Raw genomic sequence first — 12,638 nt, forward strand, 5'->3', positions numbered from 1 at the left:
CGTTACGGCAGTTTTTTCAATGGCTGGCGATAGGCTCCTCAGGACCTGATCTCACCCCCACTCTATGGTTTCCGACGACCACAAACCCGCATGAATGCTTGCTTTGCAGGTCGGGACATCGTACTTCATCGTCACTTCTAGCCGAGTGCTTTTGCGGGCCATTGATCACAACCGGGTCGGCGGCCACAGGCGAGCGGTATGCACCAAAGTCAAGATCCAGACGGTATCCGCCCGCACCTCATAGACCAGCCTATAGCTCTCGTGTGGGATCAACTCTCGGGTGCCGGGGATCTGTCCGGCCCGTCCCAGCAGGGGATGCTCGGCCAGTCGTCCGACTGCGGCCGAGAAAAGCTCATCCATGCGGATGGCGGCGAGCGGGTTGTCCTGAGCGATGAAGTCGACGATGTCGGCGCGGTCTTTCTCGGCGGACAAGGTCCACAGGACCCTCACGCGTCAGCGCCACCCACTTTGGCCCGCAGTGCAGAGCGGCGAGCAGCAAAGCGGGCCTCGACATCGGCATCACTGGCGTACTGACCAGACGCGATCTGCGCACGCGCCGTGTCGACCTTGGCGCGCAGGAAGGCGTCGTACTCACGGGTCTGCCGCTGGCGCTCGATGAATTCGCGCATCAGTTCGCGCACCACCTGCGACGCAGGGCGGTGGCTCGCCTCAGCCTCGGCCATGAAGGCGTCGCGCAGCTCCGGCTCCAGCTTCATGGTGAACATGGCTTCTTTGGGCATGACCGGCTCCGGAAACGTTGATATCAACGAAGTATATACAACGTCAATACTTCTTGCCACGCTGCGTCGCCGATAGTGGTCTGCCCACTCACTCCCATTCAAACGCACCTGAATCTGCATCAGCGCATCAAAGCAAGCTTTCGTTAGGCACGGTGCCGGCCTCAATCCGATATCCCATCGCTCGGTAGCCGCGCTGACGCTTGTCCCACATACGCAGCAAAGCCGGGTGGCCGGCGTCCACAAAGTCGATGATCTTCACGTCGGTCTTGCTGGCGTGCTCCCGAACAAGACCGATCAAGCCCGGGCTGTCGAAGTCAGCGAGCTTGTTCTTGACGTCGCTCCAACTCGGCGCTTTCGTTGTGACCATGCTTCGATCTAAGCCATTGATTGATAGAGAAATTATCCGAATCCCTCACTCCCACTCAATCGTCGCCGGCGGCTTGCTGCTCACGTCGTACGTCACGCGATTGATCCCCCGCACCTCGTTGATGATGCGCCCCGACACCTTCTTGAGCAGGGCGTACGGCAGCTCGGCCCAGTCGGCGGTCATGAAGTCACTGGTCTGCACGGCGCGCAGGGCGACCACGTAGTCATACGTGCGGCCATCGCCCATCACGCCCACGCTCTTCACTGGCAGGAAGACAGTGAAGGCCTGGCTGGTGAGGTCGTACCAGGTCTTGCCGGTGGCCTCGTCCACATGGTTGCGCAGCTCTTCGATGAAGATCGCGTCGGCGCGGCGCAGCAGGTCGGCGTACTCTTTCTTCACCTCGCCCAAAATGCGCACGCCCAGGCCGGGGCCGGGGAAGGGGTGGCGGTAGACCATTTCGGGCGGCAGGCCCAGGGCCACGCCGAGTTCGCGCACTTCGTCCTTGAACAGGTCGCGCAGGGGCTCCAGCAGCTTGAGGCCCAGTTGCTCGGGCAGGCCGCCCACGTTGTGGTGGCTCTTGATGGTGACGGCCTTTTTGCTCTTGGCGCCGCCGGATTCGATGACGTCGGGGTAGATGGTGCCCTGGGCCAGGAAGGTGGCGCCTTTGTGGCCTGCGTTACCGGCCTTGAGCTTGGCGGCCTCGGCCTTGAACACGTCGACGAACAGGCCGCCGATGATCTTGCGCTTTTGCTCGGGTTCGCTCACGCCGGCGAGCTTGCCCAGGAAGAGGTCGCTGGCGTCCACGCGGATGACCTTGGCGTGCAGCTTGCCGACGAACATGTCCATGACCATGTCGCCTTCGTTCAGGCGCAGCAGGCCGTGGTCGACGAACACGCAGGTGAGCTGGTCGCCGATGGCGCGGTGGATCAGCGCTGCAGCCACCGACGAATCGACGCCGCCCGACAGGCCGAGGATGACTTCTTCATCGCCCACCTGGGCGCGGATCTGCTCCACGGCTTCGGCGATGTGGTCGCGCATGACCCAGTCGGGGCGGGTGCCGCAGATGCCGAGCACGAAGCGGTCGAGCAGCGCCCTGCCCTGCACGGTGTGCGTGACTTCGGGGTGGAACTGCACGGCATAGAAGCGGCGCTCTTCGTCGGCCATGCCGGCGATGGGGCAGCTGTCGGTGCTGGCCATGAGCTTGAAGCCCGGGGGCAGCTCGGTGACCTTGTCGCCATGGCTCATCCAGACGTTGAGCATGCCGTGGCCTTCGGGGGTGGTGAAGTCGGCAATGTCTTTGAGCAGCGCCGTGTGGCCACGGGCGCGCACGGCCGCAAAGCCGAATTCGCGCTTGTGGCCGCCTTCGACCTTGCCGCCCAGTTGGTGGGCCATGGTCTGCATGCCGTAGCAGATGCCGAGCACGGGCAGGCCGAGCTGGAACACGGCTTCGGGGGCCTTGTCGGTGGTGTCCTCGTACACGCTGGCGTGGCTGCCCGACAGGATGATGCCCTTGAGAGAGCCGTCCTTGGCGTAGTCGCGCACCCACTCATCCGTCACGTCGCAGGGGTGCACTTCGCAGTACACGTTGGCTTCGCGCACGCGGCGGGCGATGAGCTGGGTGACTTGCGAGCCGAAATCGAGGATGAGGATTTTCTGGTGTTGCATGGCGGTTGGCGACGGTTGGGGTTTGTGGGTCAAAGGCTGGAAAGGTCGAGAAGCGGTACGCCGCTGCGCTTTGCGGCGGCTGCCTGGGCGGCATCGAAGGTGGCCAGGGGCAGGCGCAGCGAGCGGGCCAGCCACAGGTAGGCGGCGTCGAAGGTGGGCAGGCCGGTGTCGAGCGCGACGTCCATCACGGCCTTGTGCTGGGCGGGGGCCAGGTCGTGCAGTTCCACGCGGTGGCGTATGGCTTCGAGCACGCCCCACAGGCCTTCGACCGATGCGGGCGGTATGCGGCCGCTGTGCACGCCGGTGCTGATGAGGTTGCTGCACTCCCACTGCCAAAGGTTGGGGGCCTGGGGCTCGACCTCGTCGCGGCGGATCAGGGTGTACAGGCGGCGGGTGTGCTCGCTGGCCGCATCGGGCAGCAGCCAGGCGGCGGTGACGGAGGCGTCCAGGACGAAGGCGGTCATGCGGTGGCCCTGCCCTTGCGGCGCAATGCATCGGGTGCGGCGGCCTCGGCCACGGGACGGATGCTGGCGTGCAGGGCGTCGATCTGGCCCAGCTCGCGGGCGATCTGCTCGTCGGTGATGACGGGGCGGCGGCGCACGGGCAGCATGCGCACCACTTCCTTGCCGTGGCGGGTGATACGCACTTCCTCACCCTGCTCGACCAGCTCGATCAGGGCAGAGAACCTGCTCTTGGCTTCATAGATGCCGACGGACTGCATGGATGCGCGGACCCCCAAAAAGAAAAAGTCTGGCCTGAATAGTAAATTCAGACCAGACTATATCATTCTGACCAGATATTTTCAATCAGGCCAGATTGCTGCGATGGCGATCAGTCGGCGCGGTAGTTGGGCGCTTCTTTCGTGATCTGCACGTCGTGCACGTGGCTTTCGCGGATGCCGGCGGTGGTGATCTCAACGAACTCGGCCTTGTTGTTCATGTCGTCGATGGTGGCGCAACCGCAGTAGCCCATGGAGGCACGCACGCCGCCGGCCATCTGGAACACGATGGAGACCATGGAGCCCTTGTAGGGCACGCGGCCTTCGATGCCTTCGGGCACGAGCTTGTCGGCGTTGGGGTTGCCGGTGCTCGACTCCTGGAAGTAGCGGTCGGCGCTGCCCTGCTGCATGGCGCCGATGCTGCCCATGCCGCGGTAGCTCTTGTAGCTGCGGCCCTGGTACAGGATGACTTCGCCCGGGGCTTCTTCGGTGCCCGCGAACATGCCGCCCATCATCACGGTGCTGGCGCCAGCGGCCAGGGCCTTGGCGATGTCGCCGCTGTAGCGGATGCCGCCGTCAGCGATGAGCGGCACGCCGGTGCCCTGGAGGGCCGTGGCCACGCTGTCGATGGCCATGATCTGGGGCACGCCCACACCGGCCACGATGCGGGTGGTGCAGATGGAGCCGGGGCCGATGCCGACCTTGACGGCGTCGGCACCTGCCTCGACCAGGGCGAGCGCAGCGGCGCCGGTGGCGATGTTGCCGCCGATGACGTCCACATGCGGGTAGTTCTGCTTGACCCAGCGCACGCGCTCGATCACGCCCTTGCTGTGGCCGTGGGCGGTGTCCACCACGATGGCGTCGACACCGGCCTTGACCAGGGCTTCGACGCGTTCTTCGGTGCCCTCGCCCACGCCCACCGCTGCGCCCACGCGCAGGCGGCCTGCGGCGTCGCGTGCGGCGTTGGGGAAGCTGGTCTGCTTGGTGATGTCCTTGACGGTGATCACGCCCTTGAGCTCGAAGGCGTCGTTCACGACCAGGATGCGCTCGAGCTTGTGCTTGTTGAGCAGCGCTTTGGCTTCGGCCGGCGTGGTGCCGTCCTTCTCATTGACGGTGACCAGCTTTTCGCGCGGGGTCATGATCTGGTGGACCTTGACGTCGTAGCGGGTTTCGAAGCGCAGGTCGCGGCCGGTGACGATACCGACCACCTTGCCGCCGTCGCACACGGGGAAGCCCGAGATGCCCAGCTGTTCGGACAGCTGCAGCACCTGCAGCACGGTGTGCTCGGGGGTGATGACCACGGGGTCGCGCAGCACGCCGGACTCATAGCGCTTGACCTTGGCCACGTGGGCGGCCTGCTCTTGCGGCGTGAGGTTCTTGTGCACGATGCCGATGCCGCCCTCCTGGGCGATGGCGATGGCCAGGCGTGCCTCGGTCACGGTGTCCATGGCGGCGGACACGAGCGGCAGGTTCAGCTGGATGTTACGGGAGAGTTTCGTCGCGAGGGACGTGTCCTTGGGCAGGACCTGGGAGTACGCTGGCACCAGCAACACATCGTCGAAGGTGAGCGCTTTTCCAAGAAGGCGCATGAGAAGGCTCCAAAAGACGGATTGTACCCGTGTCCGTGCGGCGCTGCAGCACGCGCCCCGCCTGTCCGTGCAGCAGGGCAGCCCGCCCACCCGTCCGCCTGCACTGGCGGCAGACTTGTTGCACGGCTAAACTTGCCTGCATGAAATTGCACAAGATTGTTTTGCTGGCCGTTGCCTGCACCTGGGCCCTGGGTGCCGCCGCCCAATGGCAGTGGATCGACAAGGACGGCCGCAAGGTCTTCAGCGACCGGCCGCCGCCGCAGGACATTCCGGAAAAGAACATGCTCAAGCAGCCGGGCTTTGGTGGCCCGCGTGTGACCACGCCAGCCGCCCCCGCCGCCGCCGCGCCCGCAGCAGCCACCCCGGCACCGGCCGGCGCAACGGCTGCAGCCGCACCTGGCGCGGCAGCGGCCCCCGCAGCAGCGGCCAGCGCCGCCACTGGCACGGACAAGGAGTTGGAGAAGCGCAAGGCCGAGGCAGAGGCTGCCGAAGCCGCCAAGAAGAAGGCCGAAGACGAGAAAGTGGCCAAGGCCAAGGCAGAGAACTGCACGCAGGCGCGCAACGCCAAGGCGATGTTCGAAACCGGCGCACCGGTGCGGCAGACCAATGCCCAGGGCGAGCGGATATTCATGGAGCAGGCGCAGCGCGATGCCGAGGTCAAACGCATCAATGCGATCATCGCGTCCGACTGCAAACGCTGAAAGCGGGCATTCGTGGCAAAAAAACGGCGCCCTGGGCGCCGTTTTTGTTTCATTTAGTATCCTGACTTGCCGCCTGGCCGCTGCCGCGCAAACAGGCCTGTGGCCCGCGCGCCCTGGCGCGCAAAGCGCTCGCGCCGCGCCACCTTGGGGTCCACCTTGAGGCCGCGGGTCAGCTCCACCCGGTCCTGGTCCTTCAGCACGGTCGTATCGGGCACGGCGCGACCCCAGATGCCGCAGACCATGCCCTCGCGCTGCGCCGCCAGGGGCCCCGCAGCCTGCAGGGCGTCGGCCAGGGTGCTGCCGGGGGGCAGTTGCACCGTGCATTCGCTTACCTGGCGTGGCGCCAGCGAGAGCACCACGGTGATCTGCATCAGTGCAGGTGTGGGCGCGGGCGCCGCCGGGGCCTGCGCCTGGCCGGCCCGTTCATCAGCCATACACCTGCTCCGCGCGCTTGACGAAGGCATCGACCATGCTGCCCGCAATGCGGTCGAACACGGGGCCGACCAGGGCGGCCAGGGCGGCGTTGTCGAAACCATAGTTCAGGCTGAGTGCGACCTTGCAGGCGCGCTGGCTGCCGTCGCCCACGGGGTGAAAGAGCCAGTCACCATCGAGCTTGGAGAAGGGGCCCTTGAGCAGGCGCATCTGCACGCGGCGGCCCACCTCGTGCGTGTTGCGCGTGACAAAGCTCTTGTGCAGGCCGCTGAAGGCAATGCCCACCTCGGCCGTCATGCCCTCCTCGGACTGCTCCAGCACGGTGGCGCTGTCGCACCAAGGCAGGAACTCGGGGTACTTCTCCACCCCGGTGACCAGGGCGAACATTTCTTCGGGGCTGTACCAGATGAGGACGGACTTGTTGACGGTTTTCATGCAGGGGAAGGGCTTGGGCCGGGATCTTCGCCGTGCACATGGGCACGGGCCAGGGAAGACCAAGGACACGCCCTAAAATGACAGGTGCGAGACACAAGCATTGTAGGGAGGCCTTTTATCTCCTCGTTTGCGCCTCAATTAATAACCCATGGCCAAGAAACCCGATCCAACGTCCCGCATTGCCGATAACAAGAAGGCGGCCTACAACTATTTCTTCGAAGAACGCCATGAGGCAGGCATGGTCCTGTACGGCTGGGAAGTGAAGGCGCTGCGCGAAGGCAAGGTGCAGCTGACCGATGGCTACGTGATCATCCGCGAGGGTGAGCTGTTCCTGCTCGGTTGTCAGATCAACCCGCTCAAGACGGCGTCGACCCACGTCAACCCCGATGCCATACGCACCAAGAAGCTGCTGCTCAAGAAGAACGACATCGAGCACCTGATCATCAAGGTGGAGCAAAAGGGCTACACGCTGGTGCCGCTGAACCTGCACTGGAAGAACGGCTACGTGAAGTGCGAGATCGCCCTGGCCAAGGGCAAGGCCGAGCACGACAAGCGAGACACCATCAAGGACCGCGAAGGCAAGCGCGAAGTGGAGCGCGCCATGAAAAGCCGGAACAGGTAGCCGCAGTTCGGCAGGACAGCCCTTGCACAGGACACTGGCGTGGGTCGTGCCAGTGTCCTGGACAGTGACGAGCTCGCAACGCTCGCTTTTTTTCATGCGCTGTGGAATAAACCAAGGTGCCCTTGTGTTGATGGAGGTGCTGGGCGCCAACGGCTGTCGTCGTCGCCCGCAACCTCTCTTCTTCCACCTGGAGAACCCATGAAAAAGACCCTCTTGTCCTTTGTTGCGTTCGTGGCCGTTGCCGGCTGCTCGTCCATGGCGGCCGCCGACGGCCCCGTGAAGACCGTGGATGGCGTGCTCGTGGGCGCCGGCGGCATGACGCTGTACACCTTTGACCGCGACACCGCGGGCAGCGGCAAATCGGTGTGCAACGGCCCCTGCGCCACCAACTGGCCGCCGCTGATGGGCGACAAGGCCCCGAGCGCCGATTACAGCGTGATCACGCGCGATGACGGCAAGATGCAGCTGGCCTACAAGGGCAAGCCGCTGTACTACTGGGTCAAGGACACCAAGCCGGGCGACAAGACCGGCGATGGCTTCAACCAGGTGTGGCGCGCGGCGAAACCCTGACACGCCCAAACGCGTGAACCGCAGCCAGGTCGTCGAGCAGTTGCCCGCGCTGCGCCGCTATGCGCGGGTGCTCACGGGCGACGCCTGGGCCGCCGATGACCTGGTGCAGGACACGCTGGAGCGGGCCTGCAGCAAGTGGCTGCTGTGGCGCACGGGCAGCGACCTGCGGGCCTGGCTGTTCACGCTGATGCACAACCTCTACCTCAACCAGCTGCGTACGCAGCCACCGCTGCCCCACCTGGACCTGGACGAGCTGCGCGACACCCTCCAGGGCAGCGCTGGCATGGGCGACGATGCGCTGGACCTGGAGCGCTGCCTGCAGCGCCTGCCGCCCGAGCAGCGCGCCGTGCTGCTGCTGGTGACGCTGGAGGACATGGACTATGGCGACACGGCGCGCATCCTGGGCATCCCCGTGGGCACGGTGATGTCGCGCCTGTCGCGCGCGCGCAGCCGCCTGCGCCTGCTGATGGAGCGTGGCCCTCTGCCACCGCCCGATGAAGCATCTGCACCCACGACAGAACCGGCAGCGCCTGGGCAGGCAGGCGCTCCTGTCCTGCGCCGCCTCAAGTGAGGCCCGGAGCACGACGACGCCAGCCCGCCATGGACAAGCACCACCACCACCCTCCCCCCACCGCCGACGATGAAGCCGCCTGGCATGCGCTGGTGGACGGCCGCCTGTCGCCCGCGGATGCCGCTGCCCTGCGCCACCGGCTGGAGGAACAGGCCGGCGCCGAACAGACGCTGGAGCATTGGCGGCAGCAGCGCCAGCAGCTGCGCGCACTGCACCAGTGCATGCTGGCCGAACCCATACCCGAGACCCTGGTGGCGGCCGCGTTGCGCGGCGCGGCCCTGCGGGAGCGGCGCGACCGGTGGTGGCGCTGGGGTGGCATGGCGGCATCGGTGCTGCTGGCGTTTGCCCTGGGCTGGACGGGGCGCAGCCTGTGGCCCGCCATGGGCCGCCCCGACAACCCGGCACTGGTGCTGGCCGCCACGGGGCAGCGCTTCGCCCAGCAGGCCGCCGTGGCGCATGCCGTGTACCAGCCCGAGGTACGCCACCCCGTGGAGGTGCCCGCCGCGCAGCAGGAGCACCTGGTGCAGTGGCTCTCCAAGCGCCTGGGCCGCCCGCTCAAGCTGCCCGTGCTGGCCGATGAAGGCTACGAGCTCGTGGGTGGCCGGCTGCTGCCCGGCGATGCCGGCGCGCGCGCGCAGTTCATGTACCAGAACGGCCAGGGCGAGCGAATCACCCTGTACCTGGGTGCGGTCGCACCGGCCGGTACCGGCACGGCAGCGGCCGCACCGTCGAAGAAACCGGATGCTGGCGAAACCGCCTTCCAGTTCACCCACGATGGCCCGGTACCCGGCTTCTACTGGGTGGACCAGGGCTTTGGCTATGCGCTCAGCGGCCAGCTCTCACGCCAGCAGTTGCTGGCGCTGGCATCGGCGGTGTACCGGCAGCTGTAAGCCTTTTCAGGCGAGTGCTGCCAGGGGGTGCGAATGCGCGGGCCAGGGGCTGGCGAAGAACGGGCTGACCATCTCGGGCGTGACGTCTTCGATGCGCGCGGGGTTCCACTTCGGGGCGTGGTCCTTGTCCACGGCCAGGGCGCGGATGCCCTCCACCGTTTCGCTCTGGCCGGGGCGCAGGTAGAAGCAGTGGCGCACCATGTCGCGCTCCATGCGCAGGTCGTCGGCCAGGCCCATGCCGCGTGCGCGGCGGATCTGCTCCAGCACCACGTGCAGCATCAGCGGTGAGCGCTTGCGCAGCGTGGCGGCGGTGGCACGCGCCCAGTCTGAATCCGCGGCTTCGAGGGCGCGCACGATCTCGCCCACGGTGGGCAATGAGAAATAGGCCTCGGCCTGGGCCAGGGCCACCGGCGCGGTCTGGCCCTTGGGCTGCAGGTGCGAGACGACGAAGGCCTTGACCGCCTCGGCATCGGCAAACGGCTGCGTGCCCAGGGCCTCCCACACGGGGGCCTGCTGGTCCACAGGAATGCAGCCGTCGGCCAGGTTGCAGGCAATGGCTGCGTCGGCACCGATGGTGTCGCCCGTCAGGGCCAGCCACTCGCCCGCGCTGCCAGGGCAGCGCGACAGGAAGTAGCCGCCGCCCACGTCGGGAAACAGGCCGATGGCCGTCTCGGGCATGGCCATCTTGGTGCGCTCTGTCACCAGGCGCAGCGCAGCGCCCTGGCTGATGCCCATGCCGCCGCCCATGACGATGCCGTCCATGAAGGCGATGTAGGGCTTGGGGTAGTTGTGGATCAGGTGGTTGAGCGCGTATTCCTCGGTGAAGAAGTCCTCGAGCTGCGGGTTGCCCTGGCTGCCCGCCTGGTGCAGAAAGCGGATGTCGCCGCCGGCGCAGAAGGCGCCGAAGGGGCCGTCCTTGTTGCTGCCGCGGATGGCCACGGCCAGCACCGCATCATCGTGCTGCCAGGCGAGCAGGATGGCCATGAGATCGCGCACCATGCCCAGCGACAGCGCATTGAGCGCGCGCGGGCGGTTCAGCGTGATGAAGCCCACCTGGCCGCGCACTTCGCTCAGCACCTCGGGGGCTGCTGCAGCCACTGCCGTATTCGTTGTCGTCGTCTCCGTCATCATTGTTGTTCCTTCCAAGCCAACAGTTCATTGAAAACCAGCGCGCCGATGACCAGCGCTCCACCTGTGAGCACGGCGGCGCCGGGCTCTTCGCCCGCGCCCAGCCATGCCAGCAAAATACCAAAGATCACTTCGAGCAGGCTCAGCAACGCAATCTCGGGCGCCTTGAGCACCTGGCCGCAGCGCACCGCCAGCACGCAGGGGATGGCCAGTTGCACCACGCCCAGCAGGGCCAGCAGCGCCAGGTCGTGCGCCGAGGCCTCGAACGGCAGGGCCAGTGGCAGCGTGGCCACCACCGACAGCACCGCGCCCACCAGCACGGCGGGCACCAGGTCCACCGTGTGCCCATGGCGCTGGGAATGCTGCACCACCGTCCAGTTCACGGCGCCGGCAATGGGCACGCACAGCGCGACCAGCGTGCCCGCCAGGGGCAGCCCGGCCATCTGCGCGCCGTACATCCACGCAATGCCCAGGCCGGCCACGCCAATGGCCACCCAGGTGCGCGGCGCGATGTGGTGGCCGATGACGATGCGCGCCAGCAATGCCGTGAGCAGCGGCGCCACGGCCATGGTCACCAGCACGTTGGCCACGGGCATGAGCAAAATGGCGACCATGAAGGCGGTGAACATCACCGCCCAGCACAGGCCGGCGATCCACAACGCGATGCCGCTCTTGCGCATGTAGGCGAACACCGCCCGCCCCTGCAGCAGCGGCAGTATCACCAGCAGCGCCACCAGCGTGAACAGGCTGCGCCAGAAGGTGACCTCGAAGCTGCGCGCGGCCTCCAGGTGGCGCGTGACGACGCCGGCGATGGACCACATCAGGGTCACCACCACCATGAGCCACACGGCCCGACCGTGCGTGAGTGCCAAGACCCTAGCGCCGGCCATAGTAGCTGGTCAGGCGCTCTTCGAGCACGCTGCTGTCGAACTGCCACCACAGGCCTGCCAGGCCGCGCCGCACGGGCAGTTCCACCGTGGCGGCAGGGCGCAGGCTCAGCCAGTAGCCGATGGCCTGGCGTGGCTCGACGGCGGGGATGCCCTCCCCCTGCGGCGCCTGCAGCAGCACGCGCGGCGGCGATTGCACGGGTGGTGCCACGGCGAACACCACGCTACGCGGAGCCTGCGTGGCCCAGGTCCACAACAAGGGCAGAGAAGGCGCACACAGGCCCGCAGGCACTGCGGTCAACGCCGCGAGCAGCACCTGGGTGGTACGAAAGCCGACGCGCTCCGACGCCGTGGGCGTGCCTCGGCCATGGACCAGGGTGCCTTCGGGCCACAGCCAGGCCAGCACGAGAAGCGCGGAGCAGGCTGCCGCAGCCCACCAGATGGCGATGGGGGGCGAGACGAAGTAGTGCTGGTGGCGCATGGCATGGAACAGCGCCGCGGCCGCGGCCAAGGCCACGAAGAAACCGAAGACCACTGCCTTCATGCGCGGGTAGGCCATCAGGTCCGCGCCCCCGAACGCGCTGGATGGTTTGCCGTCTGGACTCGGCACCGGCACACTGCGCTCGCGCAACGCGCGTACCAGGGGAAGGTCTTCGAACATCTGCTGCACCACGGGCAGATTTTTGGCGGAGTTCCAGAGCACCAGGCCAGCCACGCTGTGCGGCTGGACACCGGACTCCTGCTCGAGCCCCCCGGGCAGATACCAGCGCGCAGGCGACAGGCCCAGGCGTGCACCCTTGCTCCAGGTCAGCCGCAGCGTGGACAGGGGATTGGCCGGCACAAGCGCGCCGCCCAGTTTCCACTGGACCGCGCCGCTGCGCAGGGCCTGCAGATCCAGCTGCCAGTCGAGCCAGCGCCACACAACGGGCAGGCCGGACGTGTAGCGCAGGGATTGGTCATCCAGCACCAGGCGCGCGCGCTTTCGGTGCAATGCCAGACCGAGCACGATGGACAGGAGCAGCAGGAGCTGAAGGGCGTGGAAGACCAGGCGTTGGCTGTCCATGCGCTGCCACGCCGTGGCGGAGCGGCTGGCCAGCACCTGCCACTGGAATGGCTGACCTGGGGCGGTCACCAGGCTGGCCAACACCATGGCCAGCGAAACGGCCAGCACTGCGACCAGGACGGCACCAACCACCCAGCCCAGCCGGCGCCGCTGGGTGCGCTGCGCCGCCGTGCCCGTGTGGTAATCCCGCGCCTGAAAGACAAGGGGCGCGCCAGGCCAGAAGTGGTGGGCGCCCCAATAATAAAGGCGTTGAGTCAGCT

Annotated in this window: 17 protein-coding genes; 5 read left to right on the forward strand and 12 right to left on the reverse strand. The window is 66.8% G+C overall.

Going from position 1 to position 12,638, the window contains the following annotated elements:
- Positions 1-165: 165 nt before the first annotated feature.
- The 7 genes from ACK59X_RS06080 to guaB all read right to left on the reverse strand — a co-directional run bounded on the left by ACK59X_RS06080 (position 166) and on the right by guaB (position 5,079).
- Positions 166-450, reverse strand: coding sequence for a type II toxin-antitoxin system RelE/ParE family toxin (locus tag ACK59X_RS06080; RefSeq protein ID WP_409955999.1), 285 nt, complete (start codon positions 448-450; stop codon positions 166-168).
- The gene (locus tag ACK59X_RS06085; protein ID WP_409956000.1) at positions 447-740 is read right to left on the reverse strand and encodes an antitoxin of toxin-antitoxin stability system; all 294 of its coding nucleotides are present in this window, start codon (positions 738-740) and stop codon (positions 447-449) included. Before ACK59X_RS06085 ends, ACK59X_RS06080 begins: the two co-directional genes overlap by 4 nt.
- A 127-nt stretch (positions 741-867) precedes the next feature.
- On the reverse strand, positions 868-1,107 hold the full coding sequence (locus tag ACK59X_RS06090) for a hypothetical protein (RefSeq protein WP_409956001.1): 240 nt from the start codon (positions 1,105-1,107) through the stop codon (positions 868-870).
- A 45-nt stretch (positions 1,108-1,152) separates the two neighbouring features.
- Positions 1,153-2,772: a glutamine-hydrolyzing GMP synthase gene (gene guaA, locus ACK59X_RS06095; protein WP_409956002.1), complete on the reverse strand. Its 1,620-nt coding sequence runs from the start codon at positions 2,770-2,772 to the stop codon at positions 1,153-1,155.
- A gap of 29 nt (positions 2,773-2,801) precedes the next feature.
- Positions 2,802-3,236 carry a type II toxin-antitoxin system VapC family toxin gene (locus ACK59X_RS06100; RefSeq protein WP_409956003.1) on the reverse strand — a complete coding sequence of 145 codons (435 nt, stop codon included), beginning with the start codon at positions 3,234-3,236 and terminating at the stop codon, positions 2,802-2,804.
- Entirely contained in the window at positions 3,233-3,493 is a 261-nt protein-coding gene (locus tag ACK59X_RS06105) for a type II toxin-antitoxin system Phd/YefM family antitoxin (RefSeq protein ID WP_409956004.1), read from the reverse strand. The genes ACK59X_RS06100 and ACK59X_RS06105 overlap by 4 nt, the downstream gene beginning before the upstream one ends.
- Positions 3,494-3,603: 110 nt before the next feature.
- On the reverse strand, positions 3,604-5,079 hold the full coding sequence (gene guaB, locus ACK59X_RS06110) for an IMP dehydrogenase (protein WP_409956005.1): 1,476 nt from the start codon (positions 5,077-5,079) through the stop codon (positions 3,604-3,606).
- Between the two features lie 140 nt (positions 5,080-5,219).
- Between guaB and ACK59X_RS06115 the strand changes: the two genes are divergently transcribed.
- Positions 5,220-5,780 carry a DUF4124 domain-containing protein gene (locus ACK59X_RS06115; RefSeq protein ID WP_409956006.1) on the forward strand — a complete coding sequence of 187 codons (561 nt, stop codon included), beginning with the start codon at positions 5,220-5,222 and terminating at the stop codon, positions 5,778-5,780.
- 53 nt (positions 5,781-5,833) lie between these two features.
- On the opposite strand, the gene ACK59X_RS06120 is transcribed toward ACK59X_RS06115, so the two are convergent.
- Both ACK59X_RS06120 and ACK59X_RS06125 read right to left on the reverse strand, forming a co-directional pair.
- On the reverse strand, positions 5,834-6,214 hold the full coding sequence (locus ACK59X_RS06120; protein ID WP_409956007.1) for an RnfH family protein: 381 nt from the start codon (positions 6,212-6,214) through the stop codon (positions 5,834-5,836).
- A complete protein-coding gene (locus tag ACK59X_RS06125; RefSeq protein ID WP_409956008.1) occupies positions 6,207-6,647 on the reverse strand; it encodes a type II toxin-antitoxin system RatA family toxin in 441 nt (146 codons plus the stop codon). The genes ACK59X_RS06120 and ACK59X_RS06125 overlap by 8 nt, the downstream gene beginning before the upstream one ends.
- 148 nt (positions 6,648-6,795) lie before the next feature.
- On the opposite strand from ACK59X_RS06125, the gene smpB reads away from it, so the two are divergent.
- The 4 genes from smpB (at position 6,796) to ACK59X_RS06145 (ending at position 9,300) form a co-directional block, all read left to right on the forward strand.
- Complete coding sequence (gene smpB / locus ACK59X_RS06130) at positions 6,796-7,269, forward strand: SsrA-binding protein SmpB (RefSeq protein WP_409956009.1); 474 nt, start codon at positions 6,796-6,798, stop codon at positions 7,267-7,269.
- Between the two features lie 198 nt (positions 7,270-7,467).
- Positions 7,468-7,839 (forward strand): hypothetical protein, encoded by a 372-nt coding sequence (locus ACK59X_RS06135; protein ID WP_409956010.1) that lies wholly within the window; start codon positions 7,468-7,470, stop codon positions 7,837-7,839.
- A 13-nt stretch (positions 7,840-7,852) separates the two neighbouring features.
- Complete coding sequence (locus tag ACK59X_RS06140; protein WP_409956011.1) at positions 7,853-8,410, forward strand: RNA polymerase sigma factor; 558 nt, start codon at positions 7,853-7,855, stop codon at positions 8,408-8,410.
- Positions 8,411-8,439: 29 nt separating this feature from the next.
- Entirely contained in the window at positions 8,440-9,300 is an 861-nt protein-coding gene (locus tag ACK59X_RS06145; RefSeq protein ID WP_409956012.1) for an anti-sigma factor family protein, read from the forward strand.
- Positions 9,301-9,306: 6 nt separating this feature from the next.
- Here ACK59X_RS06145 and ACK59X_RS06150 read toward each other — a convergent pair whose 3' ends face one another.
- From ACK59X_RS06150 to ACK59X_RS06160, 3 genes are all read right to left on the reverse strand, one after another.
- Positions 9,307-10,428 (reverse strand): enoyl-CoA hydratase/isomerase family protein, encoded by a 1,122-nt coding sequence (locus ACK59X_RS06150; RefSeq protein ID WP_409956013.1) that lies wholly within the window; start codon positions 10,426-10,428, stop codon positions 9,307-9,309.
- Positions 10,428-11,318 (reverse strand): DMT family transporter, encoded by an 891-nt coding sequence (locus ACK59X_RS06155; protein ID WP_409956014.1) that lies wholly within the window; start codon positions 11,316-11,318, stop codon positions 10,428-10,430. The genes ACK59X_RS06150 and ACK59X_RS06155 overlap by 1 nt, the downstream gene beginning before the upstream one ends.
- Positions 11,305-12,638 (reverse strand): hypothetical protein (locus ACK59X_RS06160; protein WP_409956015.1); only part of this gene is annotated, 1,334 nt, incomplete at its 5' end. The genes ACK59X_RS06155 and ACK59X_RS06160, both read right to left, overlap by 14 nt.

The organism is Acidovorax sp., from assembly GCF_046339755.1.
Classification (GTDB): Bacteria; Pseudomonadota; Gammaproteobacteria; order Burkholderiales; family Burkholderiaceae_C; genus Acidovorax.

Bases quoted from the DNA above. Each gene is read 5' to 3' on its own strand.
- ACK59X_RS06085 (WP_409956000.1), bottom strand. From the start codon at position 740: ATGCCCAAAGAAGCCATGTTCACCATGAAGCTGGAGCCGGAGCTGCGC.
- guaB (WP_409956005.1), bottom strand. From the start codon at position 5,079: ATGCGCCTTCTTGGAAAAGCGCTCACCTTCGACGATGTGTTGCTGGTG.
- guaA (WP_409956002.1), bottom strand. From the start codon at position 2,772: ATGCAACACCAGAAAATCCTCATCCTCGATTTCGGCTCGCAAGTCACC.
- ACK59X_RS06100 (WP_409956003.1), bottom strand. From the start codon at position 3,236: ATGACCGCCTTCGTCCTGGACGCCTCCGTCACCGCCGCCTGGCTGCTG.
- ACK59X_RS06155 (WP_409956014.1), bottom strand. From the start codon at position 11,318: ATGGCCGGCGCTAGGGTCTTGGCACTCACGCACGGTCGGGCCGTGTGG.
- ACK59X_RS06150 (WP_409956013.1), bottom strand. From the start codon at position 10,428: ATGACGGAGACGACGACAACGAATACGGCAGTGGCTGCAGCAGCCCCC.
- smpB (WP_409956009.1), top strand. From the start codon at position 6,796: ATGGCCAAGAAACCCGATCCAACGTCCCGCATTGCCGATAACAAGAAG.
- ACK59X_RS06135 (WP_409956010.1), top strand. From the start codon at position 7,468: ATGAAAAAGACCCTCTTGTCCTTTGTTGCGTTCGTGGCCGTTGCCGGC.
- ACK59X_RS06120 (WP_409956007.1), bottom strand. From the start codon at position 6,214: ATGGCTGATGAACGGGCCGGCCAGGCGCAGGCCCCGGCGGCGCCCGCG.
- ACK59X_RS06125 (WP_409956008.1), bottom strand. From the start codon at position 6,647: ATGAAAACCGTCAACAAGTCCGTCCTCATCTGGTACAGCCCCGAAGAA.
- ACK59X_RS06115 (WP_409956006.1), top strand. From the start codon at position 5,220: ATGAAATTGCACAAGATTGTTTTGCTGGCCGTTGCCTGCACCTGGGCC.
- ACK59X_RS06090 (WP_409956001.1), bottom strand. From the start codon at position 1,107: ATGGTCACAACGAAAGCGCCGAGTTGGAGCGACGTCAAGAACAAGCTC.
- ACK59X_RS06145 (WP_409956012.1), top strand. From the start codon at position 8,440: ATGGACAAGCACCACCACCACCCTCCCCCCACCGCCGACGATGAAGCC.
- ACK59X_RS06105 (WP_409956004.1), bottom strand. From the start codon at position 3,493: ATGCAGTCCGTCGGCATCTATGAAGCCAAGAGCAGGTTCTCTGCCCTG.